Annotated in this window: 17 protein-coding genes; 12 read left to right on the forward strand and 5 right to left on the reverse strand. The window is 72.3% G+C overall.

Annotation, left to right across the window (positions count from 1 at the left end):
• The coding region (locus AC1DX8_RS18530) for a cold-shock protein (protein WP_477631429.1) at positions 1-202 on the forward strand (202 nt) is incomplete at its 5' end.
• Positions 203-733: 531 nt separating this feature from the next.
• Here the strand turns inward: AC1DX8_RS18530 and AC1DX8_RS18535 are convergent.
• Positions 734-1096: a hypothetical protein gene (locus AC1DX8_RS18535; RefSeq protein ID WP_477631430.1), complete on the reverse strand. Its 363-nt coding sequence runs from the start codon at positions 1094-1096 to the stop codon at positions 734-736.
• A gap of 125 nt (positions 1097-1221) precedes the next feature.
• On the opposite strand from AC1DX8_RS18535, the gene AC1DX8_RS18540 reads away from it, so the two are divergent.
• Entirely contained in the window at positions 1222-1728 is a 507-nt protein-coding gene (locus AC1DX8_RS18540) for a putative immunity protein (RefSeq protein ID WP_477631431.1), read from the forward strand.
• A gap of 40 nt (positions 1729-1768) precedes the next feature.
• On the opposite strand, the gene AC1DX8_RS18545 is transcribed toward AC1DX8_RS18540, so the two are convergent.
• Complete coding sequence (locus AC1DX8_RS18545) at positions 1769-2482, reverse strand: hypothetical protein (protein WP_477631432.1); 714 nt, start codon at positions 2480-2482, stop codon at positions 1769-1771.
• A gap of 96 nt (positions 2483-2578) precedes the next feature.
• Between AC1DX8_RS18545 and AC1DX8_RS18550 the strand changes: the two genes are divergently transcribed.
• From AC1DX8_RS18550 to rarD, 10 genes are all read left to right on the forward strand, one after another.
• Positions 2579-2881: an urease subunit gamma gene (locus AC1DX8_RS18550; RefSeq protein WP_477631433.1), complete on the forward strand. Its 303-nt coding sequence runs from the start codon at positions 2579-2581 to the stop codon at positions 2879-2881.
• Positions 2882-2895: 14 nt separating this feature from the next.
• Positions 2896-3249, forward strand: coding sequence for an urease subunit beta (gene ureB, locus AC1DX8_RS18555; protein ID WP_477631434.1), 354 nt, complete (start codon positions 2896-2898; stop codon positions 3247-3249).
• The gene (locus AC1DX8_RS18560; protein WP_477631435.1) at positions 3242-4951 is read left to right on the forward strand and encodes an urease subunit alpha; all 1710 of its coding nucleotides are present in this window, start codon (positions 3242-3244) and stop codon (positions 4949-4951) included. Before ureB ends, AC1DX8_RS18560 begins: the two co-directional genes overlap by 8 nt.
• 25 nt (positions 4952-4976) lie before the next feature.
• Positions 4977-5645, forward strand: a complete 669-nt coding sequence (locus AC1DX8_RS18565) for an urease accessory protein UreF (RefSeq protein WP_477631436.1) — start codon at positions 4977-4979, stop codon at positions 5643-5645.
• On the forward strand, positions 5638-6390 hold the full coding sequence (ureG, locus tag AC1DX8_RS18570; RefSeq protein ID WP_477631437.1) for an urease accessory protein UreG: 753 nt from the start codon (positions 5638-5640) through the stop codon (positions 6388-6390). The genes AC1DX8_RS18565 and ureG overlap by 8 nt, the downstream gene beginning before the upstream one ends.
• Positions 6374-7093 carry an urease accessory protein UreD gene (locus AC1DX8_RS18575; RefSeq protein ID WP_477631438.1) on the forward strand — a complete coding sequence of 240 codons (720 nt, stop codon included), beginning with the start codon at positions 6374-6376 and terminating at the stop codon, positions 7091-7093. The genes ureG and AC1DX8_RS18575 overlap by 17 nt, the downstream gene beginning before the upstream one ends.
• A gap of 79 nt (positions 7094-7172) precedes the next feature.
• Entirely contained in the window at positions 7173-7421 is a 249-nt protein-coding gene (locus tag AC1DX8_RS18580) for an SCO4226 family nickel-binding protein (RefSeq protein ID WP_091790202.1), read from the forward strand.
• A gap of 214 nt (positions 7422-7635) precedes the next feature.
• Complete coding sequence (locus AC1DX8_RS18585) at positions 7636-9570, forward strand: 2-oxoacid:acceptor oxidoreductase subunit alpha (protein ID WP_477631439.1); 1935 nt, start codon at positions 7636-7638, stop codon at positions 9568-9570.
• Positions 9567-10664 carry a 2-oxoacid:ferredoxin oxidoreductase subunit beta gene (locus AC1DX8_RS18590; protein ID WP_477631440.1) on the forward strand — a complete coding sequence of 366 codons (1098 nt, stop codon included), beginning with the start codon at positions 9567-9569 and terminating at the stop codon, positions 10662-10664. Before AC1DX8_RS18585 ends, AC1DX8_RS18590 begins: the two co-directional genes overlap by 4 nt.
• 42 nt (positions 10665-10706) lie before the next feature.
• Positions 10707-11633 (forward strand): EamA family transporter RarD, encoded by a 927-nt coding sequence (gene rarD / locus AC1DX8_RS18595; protein ID WP_477631441.1) that lies wholly within the window; start codon positions 10707-10709, stop codon positions 11631-11633.
• Positions 11634-11707: 74 nt separating this feature from the next.
• On the opposite strand, the gene AC1DX8_RS18600 is transcribed toward rarD, so the two are convergent.
• Genes AC1DX8_RS18600 through AC1DX8_RS18610 form a run of 3 tightly spaced genes read right to left on the reverse strand, consistent with a single transcriptional unit; the run spans position 11708 to position 15277 of the window.
• Complete coding sequence (locus AC1DX8_RS18600; RefSeq protein WP_477631442.1) at positions 11708-12352, reverse strand: response regulator transcription factor; 645 nt, start codon at positions 12350-12352, stop codon at positions 11708-11710.
• Positions 12340-13845: a sensor histidine kinase gene (locus AC1DX8_RS18605; protein WP_477631443.1), complete on the reverse strand. Its 1506-nt coding sequence runs from the start codon at positions 13843-13845 to the stop codon at positions 12340-12342. Before AC1DX8_RS18605 ends, AC1DX8_RS18600 begins: the two co-directional genes overlap by 13 nt.
• Positions 13838-15277, reverse strand: coding sequence for a hypothetical protein (locus AC1DX8_RS18610; protein WP_477631444.1), 1440 nt, complete (start codon positions 15275-15277; stop codon positions 13838-13840). Before AC1DX8_RS18610 ends, AC1DX8_RS18605 begins: the two co-directional genes overlap by 8 nt.
• Positions 15278-15285 lie beyond the last annotated feature (8 nt).

The raw sequence follows: 15285 nt of genomic DNA on the forward strand, positions 1-15285 counted from the left end.
GCGCGGCGGCGAGGGAGTGGTTGCGCGCTACGACGCGGAGCGGGGGTTCGGGTTCATCACCCCGGACGCGGGAGGCGCGGACCTGTTCGTGCACGTGTCGGTCCTCAGGGGCGCCGAGGCGCTGTACCAGGGCGATCGGGTCCGGTACCAGGTGCGGCAGAGCGATCGAGGACCACAGGCCGACCGCGTTGAACGGATTTGAGCGGAAAGACAGTCCAGGCGCAGCTAGTGCTTGTCGTGTCCCGATCCGCCGCACGCTCATGCCGCGATCCGCTCTTGCGGATGGAACATCGTGTGTAGGCTCAGCGTCCGGCCGGGAGGGGACTAAGCCCATGGAGCGGCTGGCGGGGCCATGGGTCGCCCTGGCGACGGGCGTGATTGCAGCCGCGATTTGGGCCCTGGACGGGCTCATAGCGGCCACCAGCGATGCGCCTTCCTTGGACGCACTCTTGATCGCGATGGTGCTGCGCCTGACCGGCGTGACGTCCGGCATCACAGTCAACGTCGTAGTTGGGCTCTTGATCGCCCGACGCAAGGACGGAGCCGGCGTGGGGAGGACCAAGGCCGGTGAGATCTGGAGTCTTCCCTACGGGCTTCTTCTGCTGGGGCTGGGGACTCGATCGATGCTCTACGGGCTCACTGTCGCCCGGCGACTGGTTGTTGCTCGGTCTGTCCTCGTTCGGGGGCGGGTGACCTCATCCTCTATCCCCCGACTTTCCCGAAGGCCCGCACCTCAAGGCTCGCGACTGAGGTACCGCACCGGCTTCCCGAGCGACTCGGCATACGCAATCTCGCGTCGGGTTGACTCACCCACGTAGCCGTCCGGATCCACGACGTACACCTCGTCGGCCATGCGGATCTTCTGGAAGTGCAGGGCGCTGAGCCGCTCCATCAAGTCCGACCTGTCCGCAGACCGGTCGTCGGCCGGCCGGTCGGGGAGGCCGAACATCCCGAGGCTGATCACGACGCAACCGTCCAGCGTGAGCCGCCGATTCACTTCGGCGAACTCAGCCTCGAACCTGGTCGAGCCGCAGAGCGTGACGACCTTCGCATCATCGGCCGACCTCGGCGTCTGCTGGTCCTCCATGAGGTTCATGATCGCTGAGCCTCTGGCCCGGTCCGCGACCACCACGCCGTCGACCCCCTGCCTGGGGTCGTCCGTCAGGCCGCGTCTGCGCTGGCCACCGCGGCTACCGGTTCGTGGGCTGGCAGGCTGGGCAGGTGATCCTTCCCGCAGTGCGCGACCCACGGTTGGTCACGGTGCGCCGTGGGGGAACCCTCACGGATGCGGATCACCAGCTCTTGGCCCAGTGGGCCGCCACCTGCGCCGAGCACGTGCTCCCCCTCTTCGAGCAGGTGGCGCCGTCGGATGGTCGCCCGCGGGAGGCGATCGACGCGGCGCGGGCGTGGGCCCGCGGGGAGATGCCGATGATTCGCGCCAGGTCCCTCGGCGGACACGCCATGGGGGCAGCACGACACCTGCGCGGCGCCGCTCGGTTTGCCGCCTACGCCGCGGGCCAGGCCGCCTGTGTGGGACACGTGGCGGAGCACGACCTCGGGGCGGCTGCCTACGCAATCAAGGCGACTCAGGCAGCCAACCCTGACGATCTCGGCGCGAGACGACGTGAACGCGACTGGCAGCGCGACCAGCTCCCCGAGGAGGTCCGAGCGCTCGTGGTGGAGGACCAGGAGCGCCGCAACGCCATCTGTTGGCACGTCTTCGACTGACGGGGCCACGCGCTGGGGCGGCCGTGCGCCGTGCACCGCTTCAGCCGGATGTAGCGAGGCGATCCACGAGGTCGAGGAGGAGGTCCGCGACGCGGTCGGGTTCGGCGAGGTGGGCCAGGTGGTGCCCGGCCTCGCGGCAGACCACCCAGCCGGCGTCCTCCGCGAAGGTGAGCTCCTCGGCATACGTGTCGCCGAAGCCGAGGTATGCCGCGGGCCGCGCCTCCCAGCCGGACGGCACCGGGAGCGGCGTCGTGAAGTAGGCGGGCGCCAGCCGGGGCGCCGTACGGGTCACGCGGTCGAGCCAGTCGTCGTCGGAGAAGAGGGTCGCGACGTCGGACCGCTCCCACCACGACGGCCAGGGCGGGAGCAGGCCGTCCGTCAGCGGGAGCGTCCGGATGAACTCGGCGAACGACGCGGGCGCGAGGAGGGTCTCGGCGACCCCGGGAGGCGGCAGCGCCGCGTCCAGGTAGACGACGGGCAAGCCGAGCGTCGCGGCGAGGGTCGGCGCGTAGTAGCCGGCGTTGCTGTGCGCCACGAGGTGGGTCGCTGCGTGGTCACGGACCGCCGCGGTGAAGGACTCGAGCACCCGGGCAGGCGTCACCGCGCCTGACGGCAGCGGAGCAACGGTGGCGGGCACCTCCCGGCCCACCAGCGACGAGACCAAGGGCTGGTAGGCGAGCGGCCCGAGCAGCGGGCTCGGAAGGACGACGACGCGCGGGGACCGGTCTGCCTGCGGCGATGGGACGGCAGCCATGGTCACCTCTCGACGCTAGCGCTGGCGGTCAGGAAATCCGCGCGAAACACTGCCTTGGTCTACTGACCCTTGCCCGAGCACGCCGAGGAGGCCGCGATGCACCTGTCCCCCGCGGACACCGAGAAGCTCTTGCTGTCGGTTGCCGGCATGGTCGCCCGGGACCGCCTGTCGCGTGGGGTGCGTCTCAACCACCCCGAGTCGGTCGCCCTCCTGTCCACCTGGGTGATCGAGCGAGCCAGGGAGGGCGCGCTGGTGGCCGACCTGATGGAGCAAGGCCGGACCGTCCTCACCCGCGACCAGGTCATGGACGGCGTGCCCGAGATGATCGCCGACGTGCAGGTCGAGGCGACCTTCCCCGACGGCCGCAAGCTCGTCACCCTCCACCACCCGATCGCCTGAGAGGACTGAACCCGTTGAGCAGCAACAGCTCCGGCCCCGGCGCGATCAGGGTCAGGCCCGGCACCGTCAGGATCAACGCCGACCGCACCGACGCCGAGCGGCTCACCCTCGTCATCGTCAACACCGGTGACCGCCCGGTGCAGATCGGCTCCCACCTGCACCTGCCCGACAGCAACACCGCCCTCGACTTCGACCGCACGGCCGCCCACGGCTTCCGACTCGACATCCCGAGCGGCACGTCGGTGCGGTTCGAGCCGGGTGTGAGCCGCGAGGTCGACGCCGTGGCGTTCCGGGGACGGCGCCGGATCCCCGGCCTCCAGCTGTCGGCGACGACGGGACGCACGACGGAAGGCGACCTCGATGGCTGACCTCGACCGCGAGCGCTACGCCGCGATCTACGGCCCCACGACCGGTGACCAGGTGCGGCTCGGCGACACCGACCTGTGGATCGAGGTCGAGGACGACCTCACCTTCGGCGGCGAGGAGGCCGTCTTCGGCGGCGGCAAGTCGATCCGCGAGTCGATGGCCCAGGGCACCCGCACCAGCGCGGACGGCGCCCTCGACACCGTGGTCACCAACGCGATCGTGCTCGACCACTGGGGCGTCGTGCGCGCCGACGTGGGCATCCGCGCCGGCCGGATCGTGGCCCTCGGCCGCAGCGGCAACCCCGACGTCGCCGACGGCGTCCACGCCGACCTCGAGATCGGCCCCGGCACCGACGTCATCTCCGGGGAGGGGCGCATCCTGACGGCGGGTGGGGTCGACCTGCACGTGCACTTCCTCTCGACCAGCCAGGTCCACGAGGCCCTCGCCGCCGGCATGACCACCCTCGGCGGTGGCGGCACCGGCCCGTCCGAGGGGTCCAAGGCGACCACCGTCACCCCCGGCCCCTGGCACCTCCAGTCGGTCCTTCGCGGGCTCGACCACCTCCCCGTGAACCTCCTGCTCATGGGCAAGGGCAACACCGTCAGCGCCGAAGGGTTGCGCGAGCAGGCGCTCGCCGGCGCGGCGGCATACAAGGTGCACGAGGACTGGGGCAGCACCCCGGCCGCGATCGACGCAGCCCTGCGCGCGGCAGGGGAGTTCGGGCTCCAGGTCGCCCTGCACAGCGACAGCCTCAACGAGGCGGGGTTCGTCGACTCGACCCTGCGGGCGATCGGCGGCCGCAGCATCCACGCCTTCCACACCGAGGGCGCCGGCGGCGGCCACGCCCCCGACATCATCACCATCGCCGGCCAGGCCAACGTGCTGCCCGGCTCGACGAACCCAACCCTCCCCCACACCGTCAACACCGTGGCCGAGCACCTCGACATGCTGATGGTCTGCCACCACCTCAACCCGGCGGTGCCCGAGGACCTCGCGTTCGCCGAGAGCCGGATCCGGGCGACGACGATCGCGGCCGAGGACCTCCTCCATGACCTCGGCGCCCTCTCGATGACGAGCAGCGACGCCCAGGCGATGGGCCGCATCGGCGAGGTGGTCACCCGCACCTGGCAGGTCGCCCACGTGATGAAGGCCCGGCTCGGTGCGCTCGGCGGCACCCTGCCGGCTGACAACGAGCGGGCCCGCCGCTACGTCGCCAAGTACACGATCAACCCCGCCATCGCCCACGGCATCGACCACGAGGTGGGCTCGGTCGAACCGGGCAAGCTCGCCGACCTCGTGCTGTGGGACCCGAAGTTCTTCGGGTGGCGCCCCGACGTCGTGATCAAGGGAGGCGCCATCGTGTATGCCGCGATCGGCGACCCGAACGCGTCGATCCCCACCCCGCAGCCGGTGCTCATGCGCCCCGCGCTCGTCGGTGAGGGTGGCGCCGGCGCCGACCACGCCCTGACCTTCGTCGCGCCGATCGCGCTCGACGACGGGCTCGCGGACCGTCTGGGCCTCCGGCGCACCCTTGTCGGGGTGCGCCCGACCCGCGACGTGACCAAGGCCGACATGGTGAACAACGACGCCCTGCCGGCGATCGAGGTCGATCCCGAGTCGTTTGAGATCCGCATCGACGGTGAGCCAGTCGAACCTTCACCGGCCATCGAGCTCCCACTCGCGCAACGTTATTCGTTGTTCTGACCTGAGACCTGACACGAGGCCGACCATGCTCCCGCACCCCGAGTTCGCCTCCATGCTGCTGGCCGACGGACGACTGCCGGTCGGGAGCCACACCCAGTCCTCGGGTCTGGAGCCGGCCCTCCTCGGCGGGCTCGAGCCGCGCGACGTGCCAGCCCTGGTGTCCACCCGGCTGCGGACCGTCGTCGTGGTCGACGCCGCGACCGCAGTGGTCGCTCGGCACCTCACCCTGGCCGGCCTCCCCCTCGACGACGTCCAGCTCGCCTGGGCGGCGCGCACCCCCAGCGAGGTGGTGCGGGCGGCCTCGGTCGCGGTGGGGCGTGGGCAGCGGCGGCTGGCCCAGCGGCTCTGGCCCGGCAGTGCAGCCGCGTCGGCCCTCGCCCCGATCCCCGCACCCGCCCGCCCCGTCGCCGTCGGCGCGATGGCCGCCGCCGCCGGGCTGGACGGGGCGCGCACCGCCCGCCTCGTGGCCTACGACGACGTCCAGTCCCTCTGCGCCGCGGCCCTCAAGCTCTGTCCGCTCGACCCGGTCGAGACCACCGAGTGGCTGCTGCACGCCGGCCCGGAGATCGAGCAGGTCGTGGTGGCCGTGGCCCACCTGACCGAGCCGGACGGCATACCCGCTCCGTCGGCTCCGCTGCTCGAGCAGTGGCAGCACGCCCACCCCACCCACCCACGGAGGCTGTTCAGTGCCTGACCCCACGCCCGCCACCACACGCTCGTTCCGGCTCGGCGTCGCCGGTCCGGTCGGCACCGGCAAGTCGTCGCTCATCGCCATGGTCTGCCGCGAGCTCGGCGACGAGCTGCGCCTCGGGGTGGTCACCAATGACATCTACACCGACGAGGACGCCCGGATGCTCCGCGCCGCCGGGGTCCTCGACCCCGACCGGATCCGGGCCGTGGAGACGGGCGCCTGCCCGCACACCGCGATCCGCGACGACGTGACCGCCAACCTGCTCGCCGTGGAAGACCTCGAAGCCGACTTCGCGCCCCTCGACCTGGTGCTCGTCGAGTCGGGCGGTGACAACCTCACGGCGACCTTCTCCCCGGCGTTGGTGGACGCCCAGGTGTTCGTCCTCGACGTGGCCGGCGGCGGCGACGTGGTCCGCAAGGGCGGACCGGGCATCTCCCGCGCCGACCTGCTCGTCGTCAACAAGACCGACCTCGCCCCGCACGTGGGAGTCGACTCCGACCTCATGCAGGAGCAGGGTCGGGAAGCCCGCGACGGCCGACCCGTCATCGGCCTGTCGCGCACCGACCCCGACTCGGTCGCCCAGCTGCGCGCCTGGGTGCTCGAGATGGTCGGTGCCCACCGCAGCGGCCACCACGTGCCCGTCGACCCCGGACCGATGGCCTCGCACTCCCACGCCGACCACGACCACGACCACGACCACGACAGCCTCCACGCCCACGACGGGGGCGGGGATGTCCACGCACACTGAGGTCCGCACCGCCCGGGTCGAGCTGTGGCCCGGCGAGAGCACCAGCCGGCTGGTGCTGGCCGCGGGCCTGGTCGCCCCGCGGGTGGTCCGGCACGACGGCGGTGGCGCCGAGGTCGCCCTGCTCGCAACCACCGCGACGCTCCTCGGTGGCGACACCCTGCGGCTCGCCGTGGAGGTGGGGCCGGGGCTGCGGCTCGACCTGCGCGACGTCGCCGGCACCGTCGCCTACCACGGTCGAGGGCTCGGCTGCGTGGTCGACGTCTCCCTGCGCGTGCACGACCGCGCCACCCTCACCTGGGCGGGCGAACCCCTCGTCGTCGCCGACGGCTCGTCGGTCACGCGGCACCTGAGGGCGGAGGTCGCCGACGGCGGGCGCCTGCTGCTGCGCGACCGTGTCTCCCTCGGCCGCAGCGGCCAGGACGGCGGTCGCCTCGACTGCCACACCACCCTGACGTATGCCGGGCGGCCGGCCCTCGTGGAGCACCTCGAGGTGCGGGCGGGGCTGGGGCCCGGGGCCCTCGGGACGGCCCGCGTCGTCGACACCATCACCGCGCTCGGATGGCTGCCCGAGGCGCTGGCCGGCCACGCGGCATACCGGCTCAACGAACCGGGCAGCGTCGCCCGGGAGCTGCTCGACGAGGCGCACACCTCCGGCCTGCCTGCGGTCTGGGCCGACTGGATGGCCGGGTTACCACCATTTTGACGGACCCCGGCGGTCGAGCCGCGGCGTAGCGTGGCGTGACCATCTCAGTGAGATGACCATCTCAGGGAAAGGGGTAGCCATGGCCCAGTTCATGGACGTGCACACCAACATGCCGGGCGTCACCGCCGAGGCGCTGCTCGAGGCGCACCGGGCCGACCTCGCCATTCAGGACGAGGAGTCGGTGGACTTCAAGAGTGCGTGGGGCGACCCGGTGACCGGTCACGTCTTCTGTCTCTCGGAGGGCCCGGACAAGGACGCCATCCAGCGCATCCACGAGCGAGCCGGCCACCCCTACGACGAGATCCACGAGATCACCGTCACGGCCTGAGGACCGGGGCCTCGCCCGGCCACCGTGCTCGTGCGGGGTCGAGCTCCATCACGCCATGGTGGGTGTCTCAAAAGCAGGGTAGTCAGGTTTACCTCACCCACGGCGACGTACGATGGACGGGCAGGCTGCGCTCAGCCGTGCGCGGGGCTCAGCGCCACCGGCGCTCCAGGGCGACAGTCCTCGTGAACTGTTCGTCCACGACCGTCAGGACCGCATGAGCAAGATCGTCCAGAAGCTCGACCGTGTCGTCATCCGCTTCGCCGGCGACTCCGGCGACGGCATGCAGCTGACCGGCGACCGCTTCACCTCCGAGACGGCTGCGCTCGGCAACGACCTGTCGACGCTGCCCAACTTCCCCGCCGAGATCCGGGCACCCCAGGGCACCCTCCCGGGGGTGTCCAGCTTCCAGCTGCACTTCGCCGACCACGACGTGCTGACGCCGGGCGACGCCCCCGACGTGCTGGTGGCGATGAACCCCGCCGCGCTCAAGGCCAACCTGCGCGACCTGCCTCGAGGCGCGACGATCATCGCCAACACCGACGAGTTCTCGAAGCGCAACCTCGCGAAGGTGGGCTACGACGCGAACCCCCTCGAGGACGGCACCCTCGAGTCGTGGCACGTCCACCCCGTCGCGCTCACCTCGATCACCGTGGAGGCCCTCGCCGCGTTCGACACCTTGTCKCGCAAGGACAAGGAGCGCGCCAAGAACATGTTCGCGCTCGGCCTGCTGTCGTGGATGTACCACCGCCCGACGACCGGCACCGAGTCGTTCCTGGAGAAGAAGTTCGGGTCCAAGCCCGACATCCTGGCCGCCAACCTCACGGCGCTCAAGGCCGGCCTCAACTACGGCGAGACCACCGAGGACTTCGCGGTCTCCTACGAGATCGCGCCGGCCAAGATGGCCCCTGGCACCTACCGCAACATCACCGGCAACGCCGCGCTCGCCCTCGGCCTCGTCACGGCGTCACACCGGGCGGGCATCCCGCTGGTGCTCGGCTCGTACCCGATCACCCCGGCCTCCGACATCCTCCACACGCTCTCGGGGCTCAAGCGCTACGGCGTGACGACGCTGCAGGCCGAGGACGAGATCGCCGGCATCGGCGCGGCCCTCGGCGCGTCCTTCGGCGGAGCCATCGGCGTGACCACCACGTCCGGGCCGGGCGTCGCGCTGAAGTCCGAGACGATCGGCCTCGGAGTCTCGCTCGAGCTCCCCCTGGTGATCGTCGACGTGCAGCGCGGCGGCCCCTCGACGGGCCTGCCCACCAAGACCGAGCAGTCCGACCTGCTGCAGGCGATGTTCGGGCGCAACGGCGAGTCGCCGGTGCCGATCGTGGCGCCGCAGTCGCCCGCCGACTGCTTCGACGCCGCCCTCGAGGCAGTGCGCATCGCCACCACCTACCGCACGCCGGTGTTCCTGCTCTCCGACGGCTACCTCGCCAACGGGTCGGAGCCGTGGTCGATCCCGTCAGTGGCGGAGCTGCCCGACCTCACCGTCAAGTTCGCCACCGAGCCCAACGACACCGACGCCAAGGGCGAGCCCGTCTTCCACCCGTTCCTGCGCGACGAGACGACCCTCGCGCGCCCGTGGGCGGTCCCCGGCACCCCCGGCCTCGAGCACCGCATCGGCGGCATCGAGAAGGCGAACATCACCGGCAACATCTCCTACGACCCCGACAACCACGACCTGATGACCCGGCTGCGGGCTGCCAAGGTCGAGCGGATCGCCGACACCATCGGCGACCTGGAGGTGGACGACCCCAGCGGCGAGGCCACCGTGCTGGTGCTCGGCTGGGGGTCGACCTACGGCCCCATCGCCGCAGCGACCCGCAGCGTGCGCAACACCGGTGCCAAGGTCGCCAGGGCCCACCTGCGCCACCTCAACCCGTTCCCGGCCAACACCGGCGAGGTGCTGCGGCGCTACGACCGGGTGCTGGTGCCCGAGATGAACATGGGCCAGCTCGCGCTGCTGCTGCGGGCCAAGTTCCTCGTCGACGTGCACTCCTTCACCCAGGTGCGCGGCCTGCCGTTCACCACGGTGGAGCTCGCCGACGCCATCGTGTCGCTCGCCTCCGGCGACGGCGACCCGGCCACCGACCCGGCCACAGACCCGGCCACCGACCCCGTGGTCGCCAAGGGAGGACGAGCATGACCACCGACCTGGGTATGCCGGGCAGCGCCCCTCCCGGCGGCACCGCCGGGGTCCCGCACCTCGCCGAGGACGCCCCGCGCCAGACCAAGAAGGAGTTCACCTCCGACCAGGAGGTGCGCTGGTGCCCCGGCTGCGGCGACTACGCCATCCTGGCCGCCGTGCAGGGCTTCCTGCCCGAGCTCGGCCTCAAGCGCGAGAACACCGTCTTCGTCTCGGGGATCGGCTGCTCGTCGCGCTTCCCGTACTACCTCGACACCTACGGCATGCACTCGATCCACGGGCGCGCCCCGGCGATCGCCACCGGCCTGGCCACCAGCCGGCCCGACCTGTCGGTCTGGGTCGTCACCGGCGACGGCGACGCCCTCTCGATCGGTGGCAACCACCTCATCCACGCGCTGCGCCGCAACGTGAACCTCACGATCCTGTTGTTCAACAACCAGATCTACGGCCTCACCAAGGGCCAGTACTCGCCCACGTCGGAGGTCGGCAAGGTCACCAAGTCGACCCCCATGGGTTCGGTCGACCACCCCTTCAACCCGGTCTCGCTGGCGCTGGGGGCCGAGGCGTCCTTCGTGGCGCGGACGACCGACACCGACCGCAAGCACCTCACCGAGATCCTCCGAGCGGCCGCCGAGCACCGTGGCACGTCGCTGGTCGAGATCTACCAGAACTGCCCGATCTTCAACGACGGAGCGTTCGACCTCATCAAGGACCGCTCCGAGCAGGAGGCCAGGATCGTCCACCTCACCGACGGCGAGCCGGTGGCGGTCGGTCCGGAGGACGACCGGCAGGTGCTGGTGCGCGGTGAGGGCGGCACGATGGAGTTCGTGCCACGGGCCGAGGCCGAGGGCCGCGACGTGGTCGTCCACGACGCCGGCGCCACGGACCCGACCCAGGCCTTCGCCCTGTCGCGGCTGGACTCCCCCCAGATGACCCACGTGCCGATGGGCATCTTCCGCAACGTCTCGCGCCCGACCTACGACGACCTCGTGCGCGCCCAGGTCGACGCCGCCATCGACACCGCCGGCGGGCGACCCACCGATGCCGACCTCGACGCCCTCATCCGCGGGCGCGACACCTGGACCGTGGCGTGACGACTCCACCGGCTCGCCCCTCGTCCGGCACCACCCGCTGAGGTGCCGCCGGACGAGGGGCGGCGCGGCGCGGCATACGGGTTCATCGCGTATGCGATCTGGGGTGCCTTCCCGCTCTACTTCGCCGCGCTGAAGCCGGCTGGCGCGTGGGAGATCCTGTCGCACCGGATCCTGTGGACCCTGCTGCTGTGCGCGCTAGTGCTCGTGGTGCGCCGCGACCTCGCCTGGGCGCGGCAGCTCTGGCAGCGCCCGCGCCTGGGCCTCGGCGTCACCGCCGCGGCACTGCTCATCGCGGCCAACTGGGTCATCTATGTCGCGGCGGTGCTCGGGGGACGCACCACCGAGGCGGCGCTCGGCTACTTCCTCAACCCCATCGTGACGGTCGCGCTCGGGGTGGTCGTGCTCCGTGAGCGGCTGCGTCCGCTGCAGTGGGTGGCCGTGGGCATCGGCGCGGTCGCCGGCGTCTACCTCAGCCTCGCCGCGGGGTCCGTCCCGGTCGTGGCCCTCAGCCTGGCCATGTCGTTCGGCCTCTACGGCCTGGTCAAGAAGAAGGTCGGCGCCACGTTGGAGGCGATGCACTCGCTGGCCGCCGAGACGGCCGTGCTGGCGCCCATCGCGATCATCATGCTCGCGGTCCTCACCAGCCGGGGAGACACCACCTTCACCACCGAGGGCGGCTGGCACACGACCTTGCTCGTGGCGGCCGGGATCGCCACGGCCACCCCGCTGCTGCTCTTCGCGGCGGCGGCGCGACGGGTGCCGCTGGTCACCATCGGCCTCCTGCAGTTCATCACGCCGGTGCTCCAGCTCCTCTGTGGCGTGCTGCTGCTCGACGAACACATGTCGCGCACCCGGTGGGTCGGTTTCGGCATCGTGTGGGTGGCGTTGGCCGTGTTGAGCTTCGACTCCCTGCGCAACCTGCCGCGACGGGGCCGCCCTGACCCGCAGCCGGAGCCGGTCCTGCCCTGACGCCGGTCAGCCGGGCACGTGGTGGTGGCCGGTGCCACCATCGACCAGCTCGCGGGAGGTGACGTACTGGTACGTCAGGCCGAGCCGAGCCAGGCGAGCGCCGACAGCACGCGGCGGTTCACGTAGTGGTCGTCCGGCAGGCCCAGCTTCGTGAACACGTGCTGGGCGTGCACCTCGACGGTGCGCGCGCTGATGTCGAGGCGCTGGGCGATGCCGGCGTTCGTCAGGCCCTCGGCGATCAGGCCGAGGACCTCGCGCTCACGTTCGGTGAGCCCATCCGGCCCGTGCGCAGGGACCTCCGGCAGCAGCTCCGCGACGATCGAGGGGTCGACGACGCACTCGCCCGCGGCGATCCGCTCGAGCGCGTCGACGAGCGTGCTCGCCTCGAGCACCCGGTCCTTGAGCAGGTAACCGACCCCACCGGAGGAGCCCTCCAGCAGGGGCAGGACGAAGTCCACCTCGACGTGCTGGCTCAGGACGAGCACGCCCGTGGCCGGGAACTGGGCACGGATCGCGGCAGCAGCCCGGAGCCCCTCGTCGGAGAAGGTCGGCGGCAGGCGGACGTCCAGCACGGCGACGTCGGGACGGTCCAGCGCCACCACCGCCATCAGCCGGTCGAGGTCACCCACCTCGGCGACGACCTCCACGCCCGCCCGGTCGAGGGTGCGGACGATGCCCGCACGGGTCAGCAGCTGGTCCTCGACGACTACGACGCGCACGGCAGCACCACGGTCAGCACTCCCTCAGAATGGCCCACTCGTCCGCCGAGCGCCTCCACCATGTCGGGGAGCACCCCGGCCAGGTCCGGGGGACCCCCTGCGACGCGCAGCGTCACCTCGGCCGGCCCTCCGGGCGCATCGTCCACGACCTCGGCGGCGACCTCGGCGGTGACCTCGACCTCGACGGTGACCCCCGCGGACTCGCCGCGCGAGACGGAGTCGGACACGACGGCATACGCGGCTCGTTCGACCGGGGCCGGGAGGCGCCGGTCGGGCACGGCGCCGACCGCCAGCGGGACGGACGCGCGGCGGGCCAGGCTGCGCAGGGCGGGCCCGAGCCCACTGGTCGCGAGCAGTGGCGGGTAGAGCCCGTGGGACAGCTCGCGGAGGTCCTCGAGGGCCTGCCTCGCCTGACCGAGACAGCTCTCGAGGACCGGCGCGTCGGGATGGCCCGGGGGCAGGTCGGCCAGCGCACCCCGCAGGTCGAGGCCGAGGGCGAGCAGCTGTTGTTGCACGCCGTCGTGGAGGTCACGCTCGATGCGGCGACGCTCGCGGTCCGCCAGGTCGACCACCAGGGAGCGGGACGTCGAGACCTGGCGCACCCTCGCGGCCAGTGCGGCGGAGAGCCGCTCGTTGTCGAGGGTGAGTCGGGCGGGGACGTCGAGCGCCCGCTCGAGGTCGGGGAGGGGCTCGCGCGACCCCTGTTCCACGGCGGCCGTGACGGCCCCTGCCCAACGCAGCCGCGTGGCCCCCGGTGGCGGTGGCCGCCGCGCCACGCCCGCGGGCGTGACCCACCCCCCGTCGTCAGGCACCCAGTAGGACACGTCGACGTCGGCATCGCCGGAGGCCTCACGAAGCACGTCTGCGAAGGGACGCCCCGAGCGGAGGGTCTCGACCAGACCCCTCAGCCGGCGCTGGGCGACCGCGGCGCGGTAGTCCTCGACGGCGACCACCACGGTGGCTGCCACGAGGGCGAGCGCGCCGCCGAGCTCGACGTTGACGAGGGCGATGACCAGGCCGGCAGCGACGAGCACCGAACCCCCGGCGACGCCCGTCCGCACCGCCTGGGCCGCCAGCGCCACGAGGCCCAGCACCGGTCCCACCGCCGCCAGCCACGCGGCCAGGCCGGGGTGCGCGGCGAGGACGAGCCCGCTCGGGCGGCAGTCGACACACCGCAGCTGCAGGAAGGGGTCGTACACCAGCGCGCGAACCGGTCCGGCGAGCACCGCCCCGAGCAGGGCGAGCCACGCGCCGCGACGCGGCAGGAGCACGGCGGTCGCGCCCAGGAGGCACGCCATCGGGCCGACCGCGATGCCGAGGTCGCGCGCCTGCAGGACCGACGTCGGGTCGTCGGCCGCCGACAGCGTCACCAGGGCCACGCCACCCAGGACGAGGGCGGCATACCGGCGCCGCTGTCGACCGACCACCAGGCCGAGGGCGACGGCCACCACGACGGCCACACCCAGCCCCACGCTCACCGCGAAGTCAGCCATCGCCGATCCTGTGCAGGCCGCCAGACCACATGGCCGCGTCGAAGCGGGTGTCGGCGTTCGACGGGTCGCCCTGCCAGCTGACGTGGACGGTGTCCCCGGACCGGTGGTAGGTGCCGACGAGGAAGCCTTCGCAGTTGCCGCTGCCGTCGACCGACCAGTCCAACGCCACCCGGTCACCGTCGAAGGTGAACTGGCTGAGGCAGTCCGGACCACTGGGCTGCTTGACCGTCGCCAGTCCGCGCCGGATGGTGAAGGTCCAGACGCCGACGTTCTGGTCGATCGGCAGCCGTGCGTCGAGCAGTGCCTGCGCCCGCAGCTCGAGACGCCAGACGCCATCGAGCACGCGCTGGTCGCCCTGGGGCGCGAACCCGCGAGGTCCCACCTCCGGTCGGCAGGTCAGTCCGGGCTCCGGCGCGGAGCGCGCGTCGATCGCGGCCACCGACTCGACGAGCGGTCGCAGCGTCGGGTCGGCCTCGGCCCGCTGCACGAGCGGCTCGAGCGCCTTCTGGAACGCCGCCACCTGCTGGGGACTCGCCTGCCAGACGGGACGACCTCCGTCACACCACCGACGCAACACCTGCTCCTCGCTCTCGGCGACACTGCCAGTGCGTGCGACCGCGGACTGGACTGCGGCCGTGAGGAACCCGCGCTGCGCGGCCGTCAGTGCGGCATACGCGGCGCGGCGCAGGACCACGACGTCGAACCGCACGTACAAGGTGACGTTCGAGGTGATCACGGCGGGACCGTCGAGGGCACCCACGAGCTGCGACGACACGTCGATGGCGCGCAGGGCGCCACCCCACACCTGCCGGGAGCGTTCCTCCCCGAACGAGTGGTCCGCCCGTGCGCCGAGCGCCTGGACGATCGCCTCCACGCCCGGGCCCGGACGGGTGTTGACGGTCAAACCGACGTAGTCCGAGGGGGCGAGCAACGGGCCGGAACCGAACCCGACCGGATGGCGCAAACCGTTGGGCGCCAACGCCATCCCGACGAGACCCGCCTGAGTGAGATCAGCCATGAGCGCTCCGGCGACCGGGGACCTCGCGATACCCTCGGCCGCCTCCCGGGAGTGGACCAGGGGCAGCTGCAGGGGCGACAGCGAGTGCGCCCCGGCCGCGACGAGGGCGTCGGCCCGCACCACGGCCACGTCGACGACGCCGTCGCGCAGCGCCTTCAGGACCACGGCGTCGTCGTCGGCGGAGGCCCCCGCCGCGACGTTCCCTCGGACACTCACCGGCGCGGCCGCCGTGGCGAGGACGAGCTCGCGCACCAGGTCGGCGGGGCTGCCCGGGGCCCCGACGGTGAACGTGCGCAACACCACGCGGTCGGGCGTCGCCCCGACCCGGGACGGTGGGCCCGCGCAGCCCGCGACGACCAGCACCGCCAGGAACGCCACGGCCAGCAGGCCAGTCCGGCTGCCCCGGGACGACACGCGGGCGA

It is taken from the genome of Pedococcus sp. P2_A3, from assembly GCF_056405035.1.

Excerpts from the sequence above, each read along its gene's own strand:
- AC1DX8_RS18535 (WP_477631430.1), bottom strand. The coding sequence starts at position 1,096 with ATGAACCTCATGGAGGACCAGCAGACGCCGAGGTCGGCCGATGATGCG.
- AC1DX8_RS18545 (WP_477631432.1), bottom strand. The coding sequence starts at position 2,482 with ATGGCTGCCGTCCCATCGCCGCAGGCAGACCGGTCCCCGCGCGTCGTC.
- AC1DX8_RS18550 (WP_477631433.1), top strand. The coding sequence starts at position 2,579 with ATGCACCTGTCCCCCGCGGACACCGAGAAGCTCTTGCTGTCGGTTGCC.
- AC1DX8_RS18560 (WP_477631435.1), top strand. The coding sequence starts at position 3,242 with ATGGCTGACCTCGACCGCGAGCGCTACGCCGCGATCTACGGCCCCACG.
- AC1DX8_RS18565 (WP_477631436.1), top strand. The coding sequence starts at position 4,977 with ATGCTCCCGCACCCCGAGTTCGCCTCCATGCTGCTGGCCGACGGACGA.
- AC1DX8_RS18575 (WP_477631438.1), top strand. The coding sequence starts at position 6,374 with ATGTCCACGCACACTGAGGTCCGCACCGCCCGGGTCGAGCTGTGGCCC.
- AC1DX8_RS18580 (WP_091790202.1), top strand. The coding sequence starts at position 7,173 with ATGGCCCAGTTCATGGACGTGCACACCAACATGCCGGGCGTCACCGCC.
- AC1DX8_RS18590 (WP_477631440.1), top strand. The coding sequence starts at position 9,567 with ATGACCACCGACCTGGGTATGCCGGGCAGCGCCCCTCCCGGCGGCACC.
- AC1DX8_RS18605 (WP_477631443.1), bottom strand. The coding sequence starts at position 13,845 with ATGGCTGACTTCGCGGTGAGCGTGGGGCTGGGTGTGGCCGTCGTGGTG.